This window comes from Methylocella silvestris BL2 (assembly GCF_000021745.1).
Taxonomy (GTDB): domain Bacteria; phylum Pseudomonadota; class Alphaproteobacteria; order Rhizobiales; family Beijerinckiaceae; genus Methylocapsa; species Methylocapsa silvestris.
The window spans coordinates 3,631,775-3,652,539 of record NC_011666.1 but is presented as its reverse complement, the minus strand read 5'-3'; the positions used below and the strand labels follow the sequence as shown (position 1 = coordinate 3,652,539).

Below are 20,765 nucleotides of genomic sequence, written 5' to 3'. Positions count from 1 at the left end.
TTCAGCTGCGCGCCAGCGCCAGCGCGCGTTCGAGATCGTCCCAAAGCGCCTCCGCATCCTCAAGTCCGACATGAAGACGGATCAGGCGCGGACTTACGCCAAAACGCGCGAAGCAATTGGCCGTTCGAAGCTGCAGCGGCGCGAGGGCGGGGACAACGAGGCTTTCGGGACCGCCCCAGCTCACGCCGAGGCGAAACAGTTTGAGCGCATTGGCGAAGGTCCGCACGTCGATGTTTTCGCCAACCTCGATTGAAAAGAGCCCCGAAAATCCCGATAGCGTAGCCTTGCCGGGGTGATCGGAATAGGCCGGGTGACGGACGAGCGAAACATTGGGGTGGGCCTTCAACCGTCCTGCGATCAAAAGCCCGCTCTGCATATGGCGAGGCAGACGCAACTCCAAGGTGGCGAGCCCGCGCAACAAGAGCCAGGCCTCGAAGGGAGAGAGCTTGGCGCCAAGATAAGCGTAGGCCCCGGCGTTGATGCGAGCGACATGTTCAGCTGAGCCCGACACGACGCCAGCGACGGTGTCGCTGTGGCCGCCAAGATATTTCGAGGCGGCATGGATGACGAGATCGACGCCATGGGCGATCGGCTTTTGAAACTGCGGCGTCGCCCAGGAATTATCGATGACGCTGACGACGCCCTGCGCGCGCGCGAGCGCGGCGAGCGTCGCGATATCCTGCAGCTCGAATGTCAGTGAAGTCGGCGTTTCGAGATAGAGCAGCTTGGCGCCCGGCAGAGCCGCAGCGATCGCGCCAGCGTCGGCGCCATCTAAATAATCGACCGTAACGCCGAATTTCGCGAGCACGAGTTCGAACAGGCGATAGGCGTCGCTGTAGACGTTTCGAACCGTGACGATACGATCGCCAGCCGAAACAAAAGCGATGATCGTCGCCGCAATCGCGCCCATGCCGCTTGAAAAAGCGCGGGCCGCCTCGGCGCCGTCGAGCTCGGCCATCACGCGCTCGAACTCCATAACGGTCGGATTGTCGCCGCGCGAATAAATGAGCCGGCGCGACCGGCCCGCATAGACATCCGCCATATCGTCGAAATTGTCGAAGAAGAACGATGATGTCTGAAATATGGGCGGGGATGCGGCGTCGAGCGCATAGGCGCGCGTCCGCCCGGCGCTTCCCGTCGCGGGCTCTGAACCTGAGGGGGGAATGAAAACGCGGTTCATTAAGCCTCCGCCATAAGAGTAGATCCGCTCTGAGCGGACGCCTGATCAGCGCCGCCCTTATCCTCCGCCGCCTCGCGCCGAAGCGACCCGATGCGCCGCCACAGCAGCACAGCGGACAGAACCGCAGTCAACGCCATGGCGATCGGCTGACTTAAAATGACTCCAGTCATGCCAAAGGCCGGCGGCAAGGCGACGAGGAGCGGAATTAGGAGATAGCCTTGCGGAGCGAGCCCCACCGCTCCGGCGAGGCGTCCTTCATCGAGCGATTGCAGCAGCACAAGGGTGACAAGCTGCAGCCCGCTGAGAGCGAAAACAGCATGGAAGGCGACCACCGCCTGTACGGCCATCGCGCGGGTTGGCGCGTCATCTGTGAAGAGGCTGATCACCGTATGGGGAAAGGCCAATATGACAAGCGAATAGGCGGCGGCGAAAGTCGTCGTGACCACAAGCATGAAACGCGTCGCCGCGACGACGCGCGCAGGCTGCCCCGCCCCAAAAGCATAGCTCAGCACCGCTTGAGCCCCGAGGCAAAAACCGACCAGCGGAAGTTCTCCGAAGGTGAGAAGGCGCAACGCTATGCCCGCGCCGGCGATCGCCGCGTCGCCGCCGTGGTTGGCCGCGGCGCGGTAGATCAGGACGAACGAAACCGCCGCGAGCGCCGTGCTGAGGGAAGTTGGCGCGCCGACGCTGAAGATCGGGCGCAGGATTGCAAACCGCGGGCGCAACCACTTCGCGCCAATTCGAAGCCGGCCGACGCGATTGGCGAAATAGAACGCAAATGCGGCGAGCGCCGCGAGCTCCGACGCGATCGTCGCGGCGGCGGCTCCAGCGACGCCGAGATGAAAGCCGAAAATCAGGATCGGATCGAGGATGATGTTGAGCGTAAAGGCGCCGACCAGCGTCCACATGCTGAAGCGGGTGTTGCCTTCCGCTATAGCGATGAAGTCGCAAAGAATCTGCAACAGCATGAAGGGCGCGCCGAACGCCAAAACGCCGATATAGGCGCGCGCGAAGGGCGCGCTCGTCGGCGTCGCGCCGAAGAGCTCAAGAATAGGCGTAAGCCATAAGAGGAGCGCGGCCGCGCAGGCGACGCCAAACGGGGCCGCAAGCGCCAGCGCGACTGTCGCGGTCGCATTGGCTTCCTCGGGTTCATTGGCGCCGAGCAAGCGTCCGATCGAGGCGGCGGCGCCGACGCCAAGACCATGCCCGACAGCAGAAATGAAGATGAAAATCGGCAAGGCGAGCGTGACGGCGGCGATCGCCTCGGCGCCAAGAGCGCCGACGAAAGCCGCGTTTACGACTTGATGCAAGGCGTTGATCGACAGGCCGAACACCGAGGGCAATGCAAGTCTCATGATAAGCGAACGCAATCGCGGATCGCCGAGATCGACCGGCTTTGGTAGGAACAAATCGGATGCAGGCGCCTGCTCCGGCGCGCGCGGCGCATCGACCGGGAACGATTCATTCATTGGACGCGCTCGACCTCGATCGAGGCGCCCGCGATGGCGTCTACGCCTCCGCCAGCGTCGGCTTGCGCTCTGTCTCTGCGTCGGTCGAGAGGCGGGCCCGCCTCATTCGGCATCCACAGCCGATCATTGAAAAACCTCTCGCGCAACAGCATGACCAGCAGCGCGCGCTTGTGCGGAAAGTTGAAGTGTTTGACCTTCGCAAAGCCGGATCGCTCCAGATTGCGTATTTGTTGCGCATGCGCCGCGGCAGGTTCGCCAAGGATGCGCTGCGTGCGCGGATCATCGAGAAACATGAAATGCATCAGGGAGGGCAACCACGCCGTGATCCACGCCTTGCCTCTGAACGCCGGCTCGCCGATCGCCACATGCCAACCGCGGTCGTAATCGTCGGCGTCGTAATAGGGGCCGAGCCGATTTTCTTTGGCCCAATAGATTTCGAAATAGCCAAATGGCGCATCATCGAAACAGCCGATGACAGGCAATGTGTGCGGATCGGCCAGCCGCTCCAGAAGATAGGCGCGATGATGGTCGATGTCGCCGGTTTCTTCCCAGATCCTCGCAACTTCCTCTTCATTCATCCAGCGATTGAAGGCGCAAAGATCCGTCCGCGGGAAAGCCAGACGAAAAGATAACACCTGATCCAGCCAAGGGATGTATCGCGCGTAGAGGACGCCTTCGCGTTTTGGCCGACGGATGGGATGCCGCTTCCCGTTCGTCATTGTATACAGCAGCGGAAAAGGCTCGGCGGCAGCGCCCGCCAGCCAGGGCGCCCGCAACTGCCAGAACATTGCCGGCGCGACTACGACGGCCTCGCCCTCCCTTATCGCGACCCCCTGGGCGAGAAGCTCAGCGATCAGCGCCTCGGCGCCCTCGAGCCGGAGCGCCAGACGGTTAATATCCGGCCTGTTTGCCAGAAGCGCTTCGATGCCGGCGAGGAGAATGTCGAGGCTCATTGGCGGAGCGCCGGCAGGATAAATCAAAGCCGGCGGATTGTCCTGAACCTGAAGCGCAAAGCGCGAGCCGTCGTCGCCATCCACGAACAATGCATCGGCCGCCGCGGCAATTTCAAGACGAGACGCACGATCGGCGTTGAACGCGCTGTAGCCATGAAGGTACGACGCTTGCTGCGGCCCTGTCATTCAATGTCTCCGTTGGCGGCAGCGGATTGAGCTCGATCGTCGAGGCCCCTCGCACTGAACGTCTGCCGTTAAGACGAACCTCGATCCCGACTGTTTAGTCCTTCGGCTAAAAATGATGACAGTGAAAATTTTTCAATCGGACGGCTAAATTTCGCCAACGCCTGTCCGTCCTATCTGCAAAGCTTCACGCGGCGCCAAATAAACAACGCGCTTTCGCGGGCGCCGCGCGCTGCCTTGGCGTTGGTTCAAAACTCGGGAACGAAATTGTGAATCTTGCAGCCTCAATTCGCTTTGCCGCCGATGACAACCCGCATGCGTCTTGCAGCGGCGCGCCTCTGACGCTCGCGCAAAGGCGGATCTGGTCGCTGGACCAGATCGGCAATGATTCCGTCGTTGGTCCCTACAGGCTTGTGCTGCGCTTGCGTGGCCCACTCGACCTCGACCTCTTTCGGCGCGCCTACCGCGTGTTGATCGAGCGTCATGGCGCCTTGAGCACGCGCTTCATACGCTCCGCCGGGGGGCGGATCGACCAGATCGTCGATTCCCAGTCGACGGCGGATTTGAACCTTGACGATCTCACCGGTGCGGACGATCAGCAGCAGGAGCGCGAGAGCGCGCGTCTTCTTGAAGACGATCTGTCCTTCGATCTCACCGAAGGTTTGCCCGTCCATCTTCGGCTGATCCGCCTCACATCCGGCGAATATCTCTTCGCGATAACCATTCATGCGATCCTCTGCGACGGCGGCTCTCTGTTCATTCTTGCGCGCGATTTCATCGAGATCTATGCGGCGCTCGCGAACGACCGCCTGCCGGCGCCCTCGGCCCTTCGCGACTTTGCAAGCTTTGCTAGCAATGAGCAGGCTTGGCTCCGCTCGGACGCCGTCCGGCAGCGGCTGGCCTATTGGCGCGAGCGGCTCGCGACGGAAGGCGGCGGATCGCTGCTGCCGACGCGTCCGGGCGACGCGCGCGCATCAACAACGTCGCAAGGATCTGTCGGCTTTCATCTTGATGCGGATCTTTGCGCGAGGCTGCGCCGGCTTGAGACCGCGGCTTGCCCAATGGGCATTCTCCTGTTGGCGGCTTTCAATGGGTTGATCTGCCGTTATGGCGGCGGCGCCGGCGTGACGCTTGGCGTCGTCGTCGAAAACCGCGCGGGCGAGGACTGGGCGAATGTCGTCGGCCGTTTCGAGAACGTCGTCCCGCTGAGGACGAGCATCGCGGCGAGCATGAGCTTTTCGGAAGCGGCGACGCATCTGGCGCAACAGCTCGAGGACGCCGTCTGCAATGCGGTTCCGTTTGAACGCCTGGCTCAGGAATTTTCCGAACGCGACGGCGAGGTTGGGAAAAATTTCCTGGAAGCGATCTTCGAGCATCATTCCGGCGCGGCCGATCTTTCGCGCGACGTTGAAGATTTGCGTATCGATGTTGCAAAGATGACTGCGTCGCGCTGCGATGCGAATCTCGTCTTCAAGACCGTGGAGACCGCGCAAGGATCGATCGAGGGACGCATCAATTTCTCGGCGCGCTTTTTTGAACCCTGGCTGATCGAGCAGGCCGCCCGGCATTTTGTCAGGATCGTCGCCGCTGCCGCGGCCGATCCCGATCTTGAATTTCGCGCAGTCGCGCTGCTTGACGGCGTTGAGCTCGACCGGCTTTCGGCGCCTTACGAGGATTTCGAGACAGACGACGAGCGTCCAATCCATGAGCTGATCGCCGCGCAGGCCCAGAAGCGGCCCGACGCCCCCGCGGTTTTTCAGGCAGATCAATGCTGGACGCATGGGCGGCTGGACGGCGCCGCAAATCGCATCGCCGGCCGGCTGATGCAGCTTGGGGCAGGCCCGGAGGTCCGCGTCGCCATCGCCTTGCGACGGTCCCCTGAGGCGGTCGCGGCAATTCTCGCCACGCTCAAAGCCGGCGCGGCTTTCGTTCCGATCGAGCCCGATCATCCGGCGTCCCGCAATCATCACATTCTACAGGACGCTGGCGTCGCGATCATCGTCACGGACAGCCGGCTACGAGCCTGCCTGCCCTCCGGCGTCGAGGCCGCGGTGGTTGAGATCGATCGCATCGATCTCGAAAGCGGGCCGGCCGCGCCGCCACACGCCCGCCACGCGCTCGATCAGCTCGCCTATGTGATTTACACGTCGGGCTCGACGGGTCTGCCCAAGGGCGTCGCGGTTGAGCATGGCGCCTTGACGCGACATTGCCAATGCACGGCGCGCGTCTATGAGATGAGCGCGCTGTCTTGCGAACTGGCCTTTCTCCCGTTCAGCTCTGACGGCGGTCACGAGCGCTGGATCGTCCCGCTCCTGGCCGGCGGCAGCGTGGTTCTGCCCGACCGTCTGTGGACGCCCGAAGAGACCTTCGCCGCGATACGGCGCTACGGCGTCAACAATGCGAGCTTCCCCACCACCTACCTCCAGCAGCTCGCGGAGTGGGCCGAGGCGACCGGAGACGCCCCGCCGATGCGGCTCTATTCGTTCGGCGGTGAGGGCCTTCCGCAAAAAACCTTCGATCTCCTGTCCGAAGCTTTGCGCGCGGAATGGCTCATCAACGGCTATGGCCCGACTGAAACGGTCATGACGCCCATGGTCTGGAAGGTTCGGCCCGGAGCGCGGTTTGACGGAACCTACGCGCCCATCGGCCGGGCGGTCGGGCGGCGCAGGATCTATATTCTCGACGCGGACGGAAATCTGGCGCCGGCGGGCGTGACGGGCGAGCTGTTCATTGGCGGCGACGGAATCGCGCGCGGCTATCTCGGCAATCCCGCGCTGACCGAGGATCGCTTCATCCGCGATCCCTTCGCGGCCGGAGGCCGGCTCTACCGCTCCGGAGATCTTGCGCGCTGGCGCGAGGACGGCGCCGTGGAGTTCATGGGCCGCGTCGACCATCAGGTCAAACTACGCGGCTTTCGGATCGAACTTGGCGAGATCGAGACGGCGCTTGGCAATGAGCCTGGCGTCAGCGCTTGCGCGGTCGTGATGCGCGCCGAGGCTGGGCAGGCTCCGATTTTGGCCGCCTACGCCGTGCCGGCGGAAGGCGTCGTACTTGACGGCAAGGCGCTGCGCCGCGCGCTCGCACGCCGCTTGCCGGACTACATGCTGCCAAGCGCAATTCTCATCCTGGACAGGCTGCCGCTCAACGCCAACTCAAAGCTCGATCGCGACGCGCTGCCATCGCCCTTGACGCAGATGATGGACCTCGAGCCGCCGGCGACGCCCTGGGAAGAGAAGCTGGCGGCGATCTGGCGGGACGTTCTGGGATTGGCGAGCGTCGGCGTGACGCAAAACTTCTTCGAGATCGGCGGCAACTCCCTCGCCGCATTGAGAATGCTGAGCCGCATCAAAGCGCTCGATCCGCAAAGCGGCATCGAGATCGTCGATCTCTTCAACCATCAGGACATTCGCTCGCTGGCGCCTCTTGCCGGAAGGCGGCGTGAGAAGCCGTCCGGCGCGCAAGTCGTGCGTCTGCGCGCGCGCGGCGCGAACCCGCCGCTCTACTGCTTCCCCGGCCTGCTTGTCAGCACCCGCGAATATATCAAACTCGTCGATTATCTTGGCCCGAACCAGCCCGCCACCGGCTTTCTTTGCTATTCGCTTTCGGAAGAGAAGAAAGTCGACGCATCGGTTGAGGAAATCACGGCGCGCTACGCCGATCGCGTTCGGGACGAAAGCAAGGGCCAGCCCTGCTTCTTCCTCGGCTGGTCGTGGGGCGGACTGCTCGCATTCGAGGCCGCGAAAATGTTGAAGGACGACGTCGACGTACGTCTGATCGGCATGGTCGACGTCTGCGACATGGACACGGACTTTGCAGTCGGCGCCGAGCCTGCGTTCCATCCGGGCGAACGCGACGAACTCTACCGGCGCGTCATGGCGTGGCTCGAACGAACGCAAATGCGCGCCGATTGGGACCGCTTGCTGCAGGCGATGGACCGGCAGGCCTTCGAACAGTTCCTCCACTACGTCGGAAACAGCGAAGAGGACCTGCCGACGGACGGCCCCGAGGTCGGCAGCCGCGAGCACACATTCTGGATCCTCATAGATAACGCGCTGATTTTCCGTCGATACCAGATGCGGCCTTTCGATTGTCCAATTCACTCATGGGCGGCTGAGGATTCGCTCAATCGCGGATTGAACCTGATCGACTGGCGATCGCTTTCCCGGCAGGCGGGCGCCGCCGAAATCGTCGCGGGAACCACGCATCTTCACATTATCGGCGCCGCGGCGTTCCACGCCCGCCTCGCCCTGCGTATCGAAGAAGCAGTCGGCGCCATGGGGCGAGGCGCAGCCTTCCGCTGATCCCGATTTCAGCGCGGCGAGCGCGTCGGCTACAATGCATGTTGACCAAACGATGGAGCTTAAGTTGTGACGACGGAACAGACGCTAGATCTTGCCGGCATCGGGGTTGGTCCTTTCAATCTGAGTTTGGCGGCTCATCTCGATTCCATCCCCGAGCTCGACGTCCGCTTTTTCGAGCAGCGAGACAGGCTCGATTGGCATCCAGGCTTGATGTTGCCAAACGCCGATTTGCAAACGTCCTTCCTCAAGGATCTCGTCACGGCGACCCATCCGACAAGCCCCTGGTCGTTCCTCGCCTATCTTGTCGCCCAGAAGCGCTTTCTCAAATTCCTCAACGCCGAATTCGAGGCGACGCCGCGAAGGGAATTCGCGAATTATCTCGAATGGGCGGCGAATGGATTGCCGAATCTGCAATTCAACACGCGCGTCAGGGAAATCTCATTCGACCGATCGGCGTTCAAGGTGCGGTTTGACGAAGACTCCTGCAGCGCTCAACATATCGCGCTGGGCATAGGCCTATCGCCCTTCCTGCCGGCATGGGCGGATGAGCAGATCGGCGACGATTGCTTTCATTCGTCAACGACCACGCGCCGTCTCGACGGCATGACAGGCGAGCGCATCGTGGTGGTTGGCGGAGGCCAGAGCGGCGCCGAAATCATGCTTCACCTGCTATCCGAAGGCCGACATACGCCGGCTGAAATCAGATGGGTGAGCAGACGACCCAATTTCGAGCCGCTCGACGCAACGCCCTTTACCAACGAGCTGTTCACTCCCGAATATGTGGACAGCTTCCGTCGCCTGGGCGAGGATCGACGGCACGCTCTCGTCGCCTCGCAGAAACTCGCCGCCGACGGCGCGTCGGCTTCGACTTTGCGAGCGCTCTACCGGCGCATATACGCGATGAAATATCTGGAGGACAATGATGTCGATATCGGCCTTCTGCCGCATCGCGACGTGATCGAGGTCGATCGGCAGGGCAAGGAATTCAAGCTCGTCATGCGCAACGGATTCGATGGCGGCATTGAAGTCATCACAGCGCGGACAATCATTCTCGCCACCGGATACACATTCAAATTTCCAGAGTTTCTGGCGCCGCTCAAGGATCGGATCAGCATCGATCGCCACGGCAATTTTATTCTTGGCGACGATTTCTCGGTGAAGTGGGATGGGCCGCGGCGTCATCACATCTTTGCGCTCAATGCCGGAAGGTCAAGCTATGGCGTCGCCGAGCCGCAGCTCAGCCTGACAGCCTGGCGCAGCGCCGTCATCGTCAATGCGCTTCTCCGCAAGCCTCATTTCGATTTGTCTCTGCCACCATCCCTCATGCGCTGGTCGACAGGCGACGATGTCTATGTAAAATCAGCTGGCGGAGCCGTATCGATCGCGGGCTGACGGCCTGGCTGGTCTTACGAGTCCCGAAATCCCGAAAGGAAAGGCGCTCGGATTGCACAACGCTCAGTTTTGGCGCGCGAGAGAGCTTTGCAAGAACGCGCTCCAGCGATCGGTCAAGGCGCTGCATTCCGCGAAAAATCATCCTTCTGTCCAACGCGCTTTCCTTTGGCTGCATTGCCAGAAGCAAGCGATCGATTCGCGCTTGTCGCCCTTCGTTGCGTCCGGCCGGCGGCGCGCTGTAACATTGGCCAGAAATGCGTCCCGGCCTGAATGGCGCCTCGCCCGCGGCCAACAGCTTCGCGCGCTGTTTACACGGTGGACCGCCAGCGCCGCCCGGCGGCTCGTGGCGCTGACCGAACGCTTGTTTGTATGGACAAGCCAGCAAGCGGCGACAACAGCCTCCCGGGCCCAAATTCGCCGACGCTCGCGCGCCGCTCGCGCCCAATTCATGCTCTGGGCCGGGCGCGCCGCCGCGCAATTCGACAGGCTGATCGTGGCCGCGCAAAGTCAGGCGCTGGCGCGCGCCGGACTGGCCTCCGATACGGCGTGGCGGAAGAGCGTCGTCGAAAGGGCGACGGCGCGGCTCGATGATTGCGTCCGGTTCGCCGCCACGCTGCGCGTCTCGCTCACCGAAGCGGCTCTCCTGCGCTTGCGGGCGCGAACGCCAAACGTCTTGTCATCGCAACACAAGAAATTCTCCCTTCGGCCGACGATCGTCATGCTTCATCGCTGGGCCGGCCTCACAATGGCGGGCTTTTTGATCGTCGCAGGGCTAACGGGCGCTGTGATTTCCTGGGATCATGAGCTCGACGAGTGGCTGAACCCGGAGCTCTGGCGGGCCAGCCAAGGCGCGCCGCTATCGGCCTTTGAACTTGCCCGCCGCGTCGAGGCGGACGATCCGCGCGCGCTTGTCACCTATCTACCGCTCCACGCCAAGCCCGGCGAAGCCTTGTCAATATTGGTCGACGCGCGAGTCGATCCTGCAACCCGGCAACTTTATAATCTTGGCTACGATCAGGTTTTCGTCGACCCCATCACGGGACAGATTCTGGGGCGCCGCGAATGGGGCGAGATCGGGATCGATCGGCGTCATCTTGTCCCCTTTCTGTACAAGCTCCACTACAGCCTGTGCGCGCCTCCGTTTTTGAACTTCGACCGCTGGGGCGAGGTGCTGATGGGCTCCATCGCTCTGCTCTGGATGGCCGACTGTTTCTTTGGCCTCTTTCTGACCTTGCCGCCAGGAGCTCGCGGGCGCGACGCCTCCGCGAGCGGCGTCTGGGTCCGCCGCTGGGAGAAAGCCTGGCGGATCAAATTGCCGAGCGCGCCCTATCGCCTCAACTTCGATCTTCACCGCGCCTCTGGACTGTGGCTCTGGGCGCTGCTTTTTCTGCTGGCGCTGACGGGCGCTTCACTCAATCTTTCCAAAGAGGTCGCGGAGCCGGTCGTCAATTTCTTTTCCAGCATTACGCCGTCGCCGGTCGATATTCGCGAGGAGCGCCCGATCAACGAGCCGATCATGCCCCGGCTCGGCCTCGCGGACATCGCCTCACGCGCTGAGGCGGAAGCCGAGCGCCGGGGTTGGGAGGAGCCGGCCGGCGCCGTCGGTTATCGCCAACAACATGGAATCTACAGCGTCTATTTTTTCAGGCCGGGAGACGATCACGGCGTGGCGGGCGTAGGCCCCGCCGAACTCTTCCTTGATCACGAAGAGGGACGCGTTCTTGGCGACCGATTGCCCTGGCGCGGCACAGCAGGCGATCTTTTTCTGCAGGTTCAATTTCCGCTGCATTCGGGGCGGATCGCCGGCTTTTTCGGCCGCGTCCTCATTTCCGCGATGGGGCTTGCCGTCGCGGCTCTGGCCGTCACCGGCGTCGTCATATGGCTGCAAAAGCGCAACGCGCGAAGAAAAAAGACCGCGACGGCGCGCGCCGCCTGGCCGAGGGACAACAACATCATTGCGGTCTCGGATTCGTCAGCTCTGCGGAAACAGAGCCATACTCAATATAAGACTTAAACTTAGTCTAAGTATAAATCATTTTGATTGCTCTCTGCGCAGGGAAAAGTAACTTGACGACCGATCTTCACCTTGACTTGGCTCAATGCCGCGATCCAGCGACTACTCTACAGAACGCTTTGCGCGGGTGCTCGACATCGCGTCCCGATGAGCACGTGGCCCGATGCAATCGGCAGGCTCTTTGCCCGGCACAGGGCGAAGCTGGAGGCGATCGTCGTCCGGCGCATTCGCGATCGCGACGCGGCCGCCGATATCGTGCAGGACGTCTTCGCCAACGTCCTTGCCTCCGGCACCAAGGGTTCGCAGGACGCTGACACGCGGGTGCTCTTTGCGGCCGCCCGCAACGCCGCGATCGATCGCGGCCTTATGACAGCGCGTCGAACGCGTTTGCTTTCAAGCGTGTTGCCGGAACAGATCATGCCGGCGCCCCCGTCGGCGGACGCGGAGCTTGAATCCCGGCAAGCGATCGCAGCGCTTGATCGCGCGCTCGAAGAGCTGACGCCGCGCGCCCGGCAGATTTTCTTGATGCACCGGGTTTACGGCGCATCGAACATGGAAATCGCGCGCCGGCTCGGGATCAGCGTCAGCGCGGTGGAGAAGCAGCTGGCTCGGGCCCTGCGCCATTGCCAGAATCGCCTCCAGGATTATCTCGGCCCCCCTTGAATTGCCCGGCTGTCGAATTCGTCGGGCGATGTGCGGTTTTTTGCCGCCGATTCGTTTATTAGAATGGATATAAGTTATTTCCCTGGCGCGGCTCGGCGCCCCACGACGGCTAAGGTGACGAAGTGCCATCGCAAGACGAAAGGGCGCCGGACGACAGACAGCGAAACATGGCGGCGCTTTGGCTCGCACGCTGCGCCGGCGGTTCGCTTGGCGAGGCGCAAAAGGCGAAACTGGCGCGTTGGCTGCAAACGGATCCTCGCCATCAGACGGCCTTCCGGGACGCGGTTCACCTTTGGAATGATTTGGAGCGGCCGGCGCTGACGCTGGCTGCTCGCGCGAAGCGGCCGCCGCTCGGTTTGCGTCGGGAAGTTTGGCTTGGATTTGGCGCCGCCGCCGCAGGATTTGCAGCCATTTTCGCGCTGTGGCTGAAAGTTGGAGGCGCTCCGGTCCAGCCGGACGCCGCGCGAGAGGGGAAGAGCTTCAGCATGACAGGCTGGATGCGCGATCACTGACTTCAGGGCATAAGACCGGGCCGGGCGCGGAGAGATCGGCGTTAGAGCTGTTTGATCCCGACTTCCCGGCCCCATCCATCCGGCGTCATCGAACGCCGCGATAAATCTCCAACAGGCTCCCCAGGCAAGGCTCCCGCGGCGGATCGCCGCGAGATCCCGCCCGACGCGATCCCGGCTGTCAGAACTGCTCGCCGACCATCTGCTCGCTCTTGGCCCAGAGCGCCTTGGCGTGATCCGGGTCGAGCGCGTAGGCGCGCACGCCGCCGCGGATGCCCTCGCCTTCCGCGAGCTCGGCCACGTGGCAGTCTTCGCAATAGAGGCCGCCGACCTCGTCGGCGGACGCAACCACGCCGCTCCAGACCGTCGTCGCCGCTCCCTGCGGGATCGTCTTCCAGGCGAAGGCCGGCTGACCGGAAGCCGCGGCCGCCGCAGTGATCTGATCGACAAGGTTCTGCATGGCCTCAGGAGTCATGTGGCGACCGAGTTCGGTCTGGATGCCGCCGGGATGCACGGCTGTGGCTCGCACGCCATTCGCCTTGTGCCGCCGATCGAATTCGACGGCGAACAGGATATTGGCCGTTTTGGAGCGGCCATAAGCGCCGAACTCCGTATAGGGCGTATGTTCGAAGTTCGGATCCTCGAGGTCGACATCGGAAAACCGGTGGCCCGCCGAAGACAGATTGACCACCCGCGAGCCGGGTTTCAGCAGCGAGGCGATCCGGTTCACCAACACGAAGTGGCCGAGGTGGTTGGTGCCGAACTGGGTCTCGAAGCCGTCTGCCGTCTGGCTCTTCGGGCAGGCCATGACGCCCGCATTGGCGATGACGAGGTCAAACGGCTTCCCGCTCGACACCAGGGCGTCGCCGCAGGCGCGCACGCTGGCGAGGGACGCCAGATCGAGCTCAACCAGCTCCAATCCGCCGCCTTTGGCCGCCCCTGCGCGAACCTGCTCGGTTGCGGCCTTGGCCTTGCTCAGGTCGCGCGCGGCGCCGACCACCAAGGCGCCGTGAGCGGCCAATGTGCGGGCGGTCTCGACGCCGAGCCCGGCGGAAACGCCCGTTACCAGAATGCGCTTGCCGCTCAGGTCTACGCCTTCAAGCACCTCGTCTGTGGTGGATGTCGCTCCAAATATCTTGGCCATGATTTTTTCCGATGTTTGGGGTCAATTCAGCTCCGTCCGCTTCGAGGCTGGGCTTGAACATTGCCAAAATCCCGCAGAACCTGTAAACGGAGGGCGCCTCCGGCTTATATGCGGAGGGTTCCTCCGTTTATCAAGAGCGCGACATTGTGAGCGTCGACCCCAAGGGGCCGGGCCCTCGGATATCCAAAGAGAAGCGGGCGCCAGCCGCGGGGTCCCCGCGGAAACCGCGCGCGGACGCAAAGCGGAACCACGAGCGGCTGGTCGAAATGGCGAAGGCCGCCTTTGCCGATGTGGGCGTGGACGTCGGCCTCGACGAGATTGCGCGCCGCGCCGGCGTCGGGATCGGCACGCTGTACCGGCACTTTCCAAACCGCGACGCGATTGTTGAGGCGGTCTACCGCCGCGAAGTGCAGCAATTGGCCGACTCGGCGGCGAGCCTCCTTCAGTCGCTGTCTCCTGGCGAGGCGCTCCGCGAATGGATGCGGCTGTTCGTCGACTATATCGCCACCAAAAAGGTGATCGCGCCGGCGCTGGGGTCGATTGTCGGCGGGGCATCGGAGCTTTACGCGTCCTCGGGCGCGCGGATCACAGCGGCGATGTCATTGCTGGTGGAGCGGGCGGGCGCGAGCGGCGACATACGCGCTGACGTCGATCCGAACGACCTTCTGCGCGCGCTCGTGGGCTTTACCTATGGCAATGCCGCTCCGGGCTGGGAGGCCAGCGCAAGGCGTCTGATCGACATTCTGATGGATGGGCTGCGGCCGCCTCGCACCTAGGATAAAAGGCAAACCGACCATCTCGTTGCCGGAGCCGGGACGTTCTACTTTGGCGTGCAGAGTGACGCACTCGCCATCGGCGCGTTTGCGAAAAGATCTCACTTCCAGGGGGAACCTTCCCCCCTTATGGGGATTGAGTTAAGCGTCGGGAATCCGAAAAACGGCGCAAAGGTTGTTTGAAGTGCCGAATTCTCAGCCGCTGAATCTCTGATGGCAATTATTCTCATCGTCGAGGATGAGATGTTTATTCGCCAGAGCGCGGAGTGGACGATCGAGGATATGGGCCACACGATCCTGTTAGCGATGGACCTCGACAGCGCGCTTCTGCACCTTTCCGGCTCTCGGCAAATCGACGCCCTCTTTGTCGATATTCGGCTCGCTGCATCGATTTTCGGCGGATACGACGTCGCCAACCAGGCCATCAAGCTTCATCCTGCATTGCGCGTGCTCTACACGTCTGGCAGTTGTCTGTCGGCCGATATGACAGAATTATTCGTTGGCGGCGGCCAATTCCTTCAGAAACCCTATTCTCCCGCTCAGCTTGAACATTCGATCGGCGAGCTTTTGCACTGATATCGCCTCGTTGTTTCCGAATAAAAAGTGTAAGGTCGCGCGGATTTCAAATATTAAAAGCCTGGATCGCACCCTTACCGGCGGATAAGTCACGAAGAAACTGCCCTCCCACGATAAGGCGGCGCATCGCCAGACGGAGGAGTCGATCGTTAAGACGGGCGCCCTGCAGAGCGCGATCTTCAACAGCGCGAATTTTTCCAGCATAGCCACGGACGCCAACGGCGTGATCCAGATCTTTAACGTCGGCGCCGAGCGGATGCTCGGCTACACGGCGGCCGAAGTGATGAACACGATCACCCCGGCCGACATCTCCGATCCGCAGGAGTTGATCGCGCGCGCTCAAGCCTTGAGCGCGGAGCTTGCGACCCCCATCACGCCGGGCTTCGAAGCCTTGGTGTTCAAGGCCTCGCGCGGGATCGAGGACATTTATGAGCTGACTTATATCCGCAAGGATGGGAGCCGCTTTCCTGCGGTCGTCTCCGTCACGGCGCTGCGCGACGCGCTGGGCGCCGTCATCGGATACCTCCTGATCGGCACCGACAATACCGCGCGGAAGGAAGCCGAGGAGGCGCTGCTCAAGGCAGGCGCGTTGCAGAGCGCGATCTTCAACAGCGCCAACTTTTCCAGCATCGCCACCGACGCCAGCGGCGTGATCCAGATCTTCAATGTCGGCGCCGAACGCATGCTCGGCTACACGGCGTCCGAAGTGATGAACAGAATTACCCCAGCCGACATCTCTGATCCGCAGGAGCTCATCTCGCGCGCTCTGGCGTTGAGCGTCGAGCTCGCGACCGCGATCGAACCAGGGTTTGAGGCCCTGGTGTTCAAGGCCTCGCGCGGAATCGAAGACATTTACGAGCTGACCTACATCCGCAAGGATGGCACGCGCTTCCCTGCGGTTGTATCGGTCACGGCGCTGCGAGACGCGCAGGGCGCCATCATCGGATATCTGTTGATCGGCACGGACAACACCGCGCGCAAATTGGTCGAAGAAGAGCAAAAGAAGTCCGATCAGCGCCTGCGCGATCAGCAATTCTATACACGCTCCTTGATCGAATCGAACATCGACGCCCTGATGACCGTCGACCCGGCCGGCATCATCACCGACGTCAACAAGCAGACGGAGGCCCTCACCGGCTGCACCCGGGACGAGTTGATCGGGGCGCCGTTCAAAGACTGCTTCACCGACCCGGAGCGGGCGGAAGCGGGAATCAAACGTGTGCTGAGTGAAAAGTCGGTGACCGACTATGAGCTCACGGCGCGCGCCCGCGATGGCAAGCAGACAGTGGTGTCCTATAACGCCACCACCTTTTACGACCGGAGCCGCACGCTGCAGGGGGTCTTCGCCGCGGCGCGCGACGTCACGGAACGCAAACGGGTGGAAGTGGAGCTGCAACGGGCCAAGGCCGATGCAGAAAGCGCGAGCCGAACCAAATCGGAGTTTCTCGCCAGCATGAGCCATGAGATCCGCACGCCCATGAATGCGATCATGGGCATCGCGGACCTGCTCGCAAAGACCCCGCTGTCTCCAGAGCAAGACAAATACGTGCAGATCTTCCGCCGTTCCGGCGACAATCTGCTGAATCTCATCAATGACATCCTCGACCTCTCCAAGGTTGAGGCCTCTCAGCTCGACCTCGAACGAACCGGCTTTTCGTTGAGCGACCACCTCGAGAAGATGATCGAGATGGTGGCGCCTCGGGCCCACGAAAAAGCGCTCACTCTGCTGTGCGAGATTGCGCCCGGCGTCGGCAATAGCCTCGTCGGCGATCCGACCCGGCTGCGGCAAGTGCTCCTCAACCTGCTTGGCAATGCAATCAAATTCACGCCGTCAGGCGAGATATCCCTGAAGGTCGAGCTGGATGGGGACTGCTCAGTTCCAACCGCCTTGCGGTTCACCGTCTCGGACACCGGGATTGGCATTCCGCGCGCGAAATTGGGCCGTGTGTTTGAACGCTTCACTCAAGCCGATTCATCCACCACCCGCAGGTTTGGAGGATCGGGGCTGGGTCTCACGATTTCGAAGCGCCTGGTGGAGTTGATGGGCGGGCGCATCTGGGTTGAAAGCGAAGTCGGGAAGGGGAGCGTATTCGGCTTCGCCGTACCCTTCGAGGTCTGGCGCGACGCGAACCGGCCGGCGGCCGCGCCCGTGGGCGCGGGAGCAGAGGCGCCGTTGCGCCCGCTGCGAATTCTTCTCGCCGAGGACTCGCCCGACAATTGCACGATCGCGCTCGCCTACCTGTAGGATACGCCCTACCTGATCGACGTCGCCGAGACTGGAGCGGTCGCCTGCCAAATGTTTACGGCGGGCCAATACGACCTTGTCCTGATGGACCGGCAAATGCCGGTCATGGACGGCTTGACCGCGACGCGGACCATCCGCGCGTGGGAGAAGGCGAATAATCGGCCGCCGACGCCGATCATCGCCGTAACCGCCTCTGCCCTGAAGGGCGATCGCGAAGTTTGTCTCGCGTCGGGATGCACGGCCTATTTGACCAAACCGATCAAACAGAACGTGCTTCTGCAAGCGATAAAGGACTATTCCGTGATTGCGCCGCCGCCGTCCCAACAGGATCGCGAGCCGCCGGATAAGAGCTTCCGGGCCAACCGGAAATTAGCGGAACGCACCCCCGCCTATCTGAAAAATTGTCGGCAGAATGTCGTTGCGATGGATGAGGCCCTTGATCGCGCTGACTTCGAGGCCGTTACGATCCTTGGGCACAATATGAGGGGTTCTGGCGGCGCGTTCGGATTCCAGGCCATTACGGACATCGGCGCCGGCCTTCAACAGGCGGCCGAGCGCGCCGACGTCGACGCGTCGCGAAAATGGGTGACGGAATTGTCCACCTATCTGGATCGCGTCGAGGCCATCTGACCGGCCAGTCGATCCCGACGCGCGAGTAGCTCGTCCGACGCGGGAAAACTCCCGCTCAAACTGCAAAAATCCGGAGCACGGCGCCGCGCGTCAATAGCGCTGCGGGCGCATGCGCGTAGCGCGCCGCGACGGCCGACGCAGCAAGGAGGGGCGGCAAAACGCCCCTTCCCTCCCGCAGCGGAGGCCGGCGAGAGCTTTACCCTTGCTTTATAATCGATGATTATGCGATTTGCCCGTGATCGAGGCGATGAGCCTTGATCCAACAAATTGCCCGCGGTCTTTTCCTCCTTGCGGGCGGCGCCGGGGTTTTCCGGCTATGCGGCGTCGGCGCGCAAATCTGCCGATCCGGCGCGGTTCAACTCTGGCGTGGAGATGGCGATTCGTGTTCAAGGAATATAAGCTTGGCGGCGGGAGCGCCGCGCCGTCGGGCGAGACCGCTCCACCCCCGATTCCGCAGCCTGTCGTCGCCCCGCTTACTCGAGCCGCCATCTTCATAGTGGTTGCGATCAACCCCGGTCCGGACAGCCGGGCCGCGCTGCGGTCATTTTGCGGCGATCTTTCCGGCCTCATCCGGGCGGTCGGCTTTCGCGATATCGAAGGCGGCCTGTCCTGCGTCATCGGATTTGGCTCCGAGGCCTGGGACGCGCTTTTTGGCGCGCCGCGGCCCGCGGAGCTGCATCCTTTCCGCGAGATCCGCTCCGGCAGCCGCGCCGCCATAGCGACCCCGGGCGACATCCTGTTTCACATCCGCGCCAGCCGCATGGATCTTTGTTTCGAGCTGGCCGCGCAGATCATGGAGCGCATCGGCGCATTCGTTTCTCCGGTCGATGAGGCGCAAGGTTTTCGCTACTTCGACGATCGCGATCTGCTCGGCTTCGTCGACGGCACCGAAAATCCAGTCGACGCCGCCGCCGTGGAGGCCGCCCTCATCGGCGGGGAAGACGCAGATTTCACCGGCGGCAGTTATGTCATCGTGCAAAAATATCTGCATGACATGAAGGCGTGGAACGCGATCCCAACGGAGATGCAGGAGCTCATCGTCGGCCGCAAGAAATTGTCCGACGTTGAACTCGACGAAAGCGTCAAGCCAAGCTGGGCGCACGCCGCTTTAACGATCATCGAAGAGGGCGGCAAGGAAATCAAGATCCTGCGCGCCAACATGCCGTTCGGGAGCCCGACGCAGGGCGAATTCGGCACCTATTTCATCGGCTACAGCCGCTCGCCGCGCACCATCGAGCAGATGCTGGAAAATATGTTCATCGGCCGCCCGCCCGGCAATTACGACAAGCTGCTCGACGTCAGCCGACCTGTCACGGGCAATCTGTTTTTCGTGCCCACCGCGACCTTTTTGGACAATGTCGCGGACGAGTCAGCGGCGGCGCCCGAGCCGGCGCCGGCCGCCCCGCGGACAAAAAATGAATCCCTCGCCATCGGGTCCCTCAAAGGAGAAAAAAGGCATGAATAATCTTCATCGCGAGCTCGCGCCAATTTCCGACGCCGCATGGGCTCAGATCGAAGAGGAGACGACCCGCACCCTCAAGCGATACCTCGCGGGCCGGCGGGTCGTCGACATGCCGCAGACCGGCGGCGTCGCGCTTTCCGCCGTGGGCACGGGCCATCTTCTATCGATCGCCGCGCCGGCGGAGGGCGTGTTGGCGCGCCAGCGCGAGGTCAAGCCGCTTGTCGAATTGCGCGTGCCCTTTGAACTTTCGCGCGCGGCGATCGACGACGTCGAGCGCGGCGCCGACGATTCCGACTGGCAGCCGGCCAAGGATGCGGCAAAGACCATCGCCTTCGCCGAAGACAGGGCGATTTTCGACGGTTATGCGGACGCCGCCATTACCGGCGTGCGGCAGGGAACCAGCAATCCGATCATGACGCTCCCGGCCGACGTCCGCGATTACCCCGACGCGATCGCGCACGCCTTGAGCCAATTGCGCCTCGTCGGGGTCAATGGCCCCTATGCCGTCCTGTTCGGCGCAGAGGCCTATACCGCGCTCGCCGAGACCAGCGATCACGGCTTCCCAGTGCTGGAGCACGTCAAGCGGTTGGTCGAGGATCAGATCTTCTGGGCGCCCGCCATCGCCGGGGCCTTCGTGCTGACGACGCGCGGCGGCGATTTCGAACTGACGCTCGGCCAGGACGTCTCGATCGGCTATCTGAGCCACACCGCCGAAACCGTTCAGCTTTATCTTCAGGAAAGCTTTACGTTCCGCTATTTGACGAGCGAGGCGGCGGTCGCCCTCGCGCCTCCGGCGAGCTGACGGCGGCCCTCGGGCTAAGCCGAAGCCAACAGCGCGCCCGGCCCCGCGATCGCCGCCAGTTTCGCCGTATCGGTATGTTGATACAGCGAGGCGAAAAGGCCATCGCGGAAGGTGACCAGATCGACGACGTCGAACAGGCTTGAGGCGCCGGTCTTTGTGCTTTTCACCGTCGCCCGCCAGTGCAACACGGCCCTGTCGCCCTCTGCCGTCAGGCTGATTTCGGTCCAATCCTCAATCTTGAAGGCGGCGACGAGAGCGGTGAAAATCGCCTCCAGAGCCTTGCGGCCGCGGACCGGCGCGCCGTCGCCGGTCAGGTTCAGGCCCTCGACGTTGAACGCAAATTCCGCGTCCTCCGTAAAAAAGGACAGCATCTTCGGCACGTCTTCTGCGAGACGCGCAGCATAGCCGGCCCGGATCGCCGCTTTCATGTCGGCTTCAGCGGTCATTTCGCATTCCCCCTGCTTGCCGC

General features: G+C 62.6%; 16 protein-coding genes. 11 read left to right on the top strand and 5 right to left on the bottom strand.

Annotation, left to right across the window (positions count from 1 at the left end; translation table 11 throughout):
- Nucleotide 1 precedes the first annotated feature (1 nt).
- Genes MSIL_RS16900 through MSIL_RS16890 form a run of 3 tightly spaced genes read right to left on the bottom strand, consistent with a single transcriptional unit; the run spans nucleotide 2 to nucleotide 3,788 of the window.
- Complete coding sequence (locus tag MSIL_RS16900; protein ID WP_012592297.1) at nucleotides 2–1,180, bottom strand: PLP-dependent transferase; 1,179 nt, start codon at nucleotides 1,178–1,180, stop codon at nucleotides 2–4.
- Nucleotides 1,180–2,649 (bottom strand): MATE family efflux transporter, encoded by a 1,470-nt coding sequence (locus MSIL_RS16895; protein WP_012592296.1) that lies wholly within the window; start codon nucleotides 2,647–2,649, stop codon nucleotides 1,180–1,182. Before MSIL_RS16895 ends, MSIL_RS16900 begins: the two co-directional genes overlap by 1 nt.
- On the bottom strand, nucleotides 2,646–3,788 hold the full coding sequence (locus tag MSIL_RS16890; protein ID WP_012592295.1) for a GNAT family N-acetyltransferase: 1,143 nt from the start codon (nucleotides 3,786–3,788) through the stop codon (nucleotides 2,646–2,648). Before MSIL_RS16890 ends, MSIL_RS16895 begins: the two co-directional genes overlap by 4 nt.
- A gap of 266 nt (nucleotides 3,789–4,054) precedes the next feature.
- Here MSIL_RS16890 and MSIL_RS16885 point away from each other — a divergent pair, with 266 nt between their 5' ends.
- The 5 genes from MSIL_RS16885 (at nucleotide 4,055) to MSIL_RS16865 (ending at nucleotide 12,667) form a co-directional block, all read left to right on the top strand.
- Nucleotides 4,055–8,086, top strand: coding sequence for a non-ribosomal peptide synthetase (locus MSIL_RS16885; RefSeq protein WP_012592294.1), 4,032 nt, complete (start codon nucleotides 4,055–4,057; stop codon nucleotides 8,084–8,086).
- 66 nt (nucleotides 8,087–8,152) lie between these two features.
- Nucleotides 8,153–9,478: a lysine N(6)-hydroxylase/L-ornithine N(5)-oxygenase family protein gene (locus MSIL_RS16880; RefSeq protein ID WP_012592293.1), complete on the top strand. Its 1,326-nt coding sequence runs from the start codon at nucleotides 8,153–8,155 to the stop codon at nucleotides 9,476–9,478.
- A gap of 718 nt (nucleotides 9,479–10,196) precedes the next feature.
- Nucleotides 10,197–11,492, top strand: coding sequence for a PepSY-associated TM helix domain-containing protein (locus MSIL_RS16875; protein ID WP_049768296.1), 1,296 nt, complete (start codon nucleotides 10,197–10,199; stop codon nucleotides 11,490–11,492).
- 147 nt (nucleotides 11,493–11,639) lie between these two features.
- On the top strand, nucleotides 11,640–12,155 hold the full coding sequence (locus MSIL_RS16870) for an RNA polymerase sigma factor (RefSeq protein ID WP_012592291.1): 516 nt from the start codon (nucleotides 11,640–11,642) through the stop codon (nucleotides 12,153–12,155).
- A 167-nt stretch (nucleotides 12,156–12,322) separates the two neighbouring features.
- On the top strand, nucleotides 12,323–12,667 hold the full coding sequence (locus MSIL_RS16865; protein WP_012592290.1) for a FecR/PupR family sigma factor regulator: 345 nt from the start codon (nucleotides 12,323–12,325) through the stop codon (nucleotides 12,665–12,667).
- Nucleotides 12,668–12,845: 178 nt separating this feature from the next.
- On the opposite strand, the gene MSIL_RS16860 is transcribed toward MSIL_RS16865, so the two are convergent.
- A complete protein-coding gene (locus MSIL_RS16860) occupies nucleotides 12,846–13,808 on the bottom strand; it encodes an SDR family NAD(P)-dependent oxidoreductase (RefSeq protein WP_012592289.1) in 963 nt (320 codons plus the stop codon).
- A gap of 146 nt (nucleotides 13,809–13,954) precedes the next feature.
- Here MSIL_RS16860 and MSIL_RS16855 point away from each other — a divergent pair, with 146 nt between their 5' ends.
- From MSIL_RS16855 to MSIL_RS16835, 6 genes are all read left to right on the top strand, one after another.
- Nucleotides 13,955–14,584 carry a TetR/AcrR family transcriptional regulator gene (locus tag MSIL_RS16855; RefSeq protein WP_012592288.1) on the top strand — a complete coding sequence of 210 codons (630 nt, stop codon included), beginning with the start codon at nucleotides 13,955–13,957 and terminating at the stop codon, nucleotides 14,582–14,584.
- Nucleotides 14,585–14,794: 210 nt separating this feature from the next.
- Nucleotides 14,795–15,157 carry a response regulator gene (locus MSIL_RS16850; RefSeq protein WP_012592287.1) on the top strand — a complete coding sequence of 121 codons (363 nt, stop codon included), beginning with the start codon at nucleotides 14,795–14,797 and terminating at the stop codon, nucleotides 15,155–15,157.
- 100 nt (nucleotides 15,158–15,257) lie between these two features.
- The gene (locus MSIL_RS16845) at nucleotides 15,258–17,402 is read left to right on the top strand and encodes a PAS domain S-box protein (protein WP_341871993.1); all 2,145 of its coding nucleotides are present in this window, start codon (nucleotides 15,258–15,260) and stop codon (nucleotides 17,400–17,402) included.
- 12 nt (nucleotides 17,403–17,414) lie between these two features.
- Nucleotides 17,415–18,032 carry a response regulator gene (locus MSIL_RS21830; RefSeq protein WP_341871992.1) on the top strand — a complete coding sequence of 206 codons (618 nt, stop codon included), beginning with the start codon at nucleotides 17,415–17,417 and terminating at the stop codon, nucleotides 18,030–18,032.
- Between the two features lie 382 nt (nucleotides 18,033–18,414).
- Nucleotides 18,415–19,497, top strand: coding sequence for a Dyp-type peroxidase (locus tag MSIL_RS16840; RefSeq protein ID WP_012592286.1), 1,083 nt, complete (start codon nucleotides 18,415–18,417; stop codon nucleotides 19,495–19,497).
- On the top strand, nucleotides 19,490–20,296 hold the full coding sequence (locus MSIL_RS16835; RefSeq protein ID WP_012592285.1) for a family 1 encapsulin nanocompartment shell protein: 807 nt from the start codon (nucleotides 19,490–19,492) through the stop codon (nucleotides 20,294–20,296). The genes MSIL_RS16840 and MSIL_RS16835 overlap by 8 nt, the downstream gene beginning before the upstream one ends.
- A 14-nt stretch (nucleotides 20,297–20,310) precedes the next feature.
- Here the strand turns inward: MSIL_RS16835 and MSIL_RS16830 are convergent, their stop codons facing one another.
- Nucleotides 20,311–20,742, bottom strand: coding sequence for a nuclear transport factor 2 family protein (locus tag MSIL_RS16830; protein ID WP_012592284.1), 432 nt, complete (start codon nucleotides 20,740–20,742; stop codon nucleotides 20,311–20,313).
- Nucleotides 20,743–20,765: the final 23 nt, after the last annotated feature.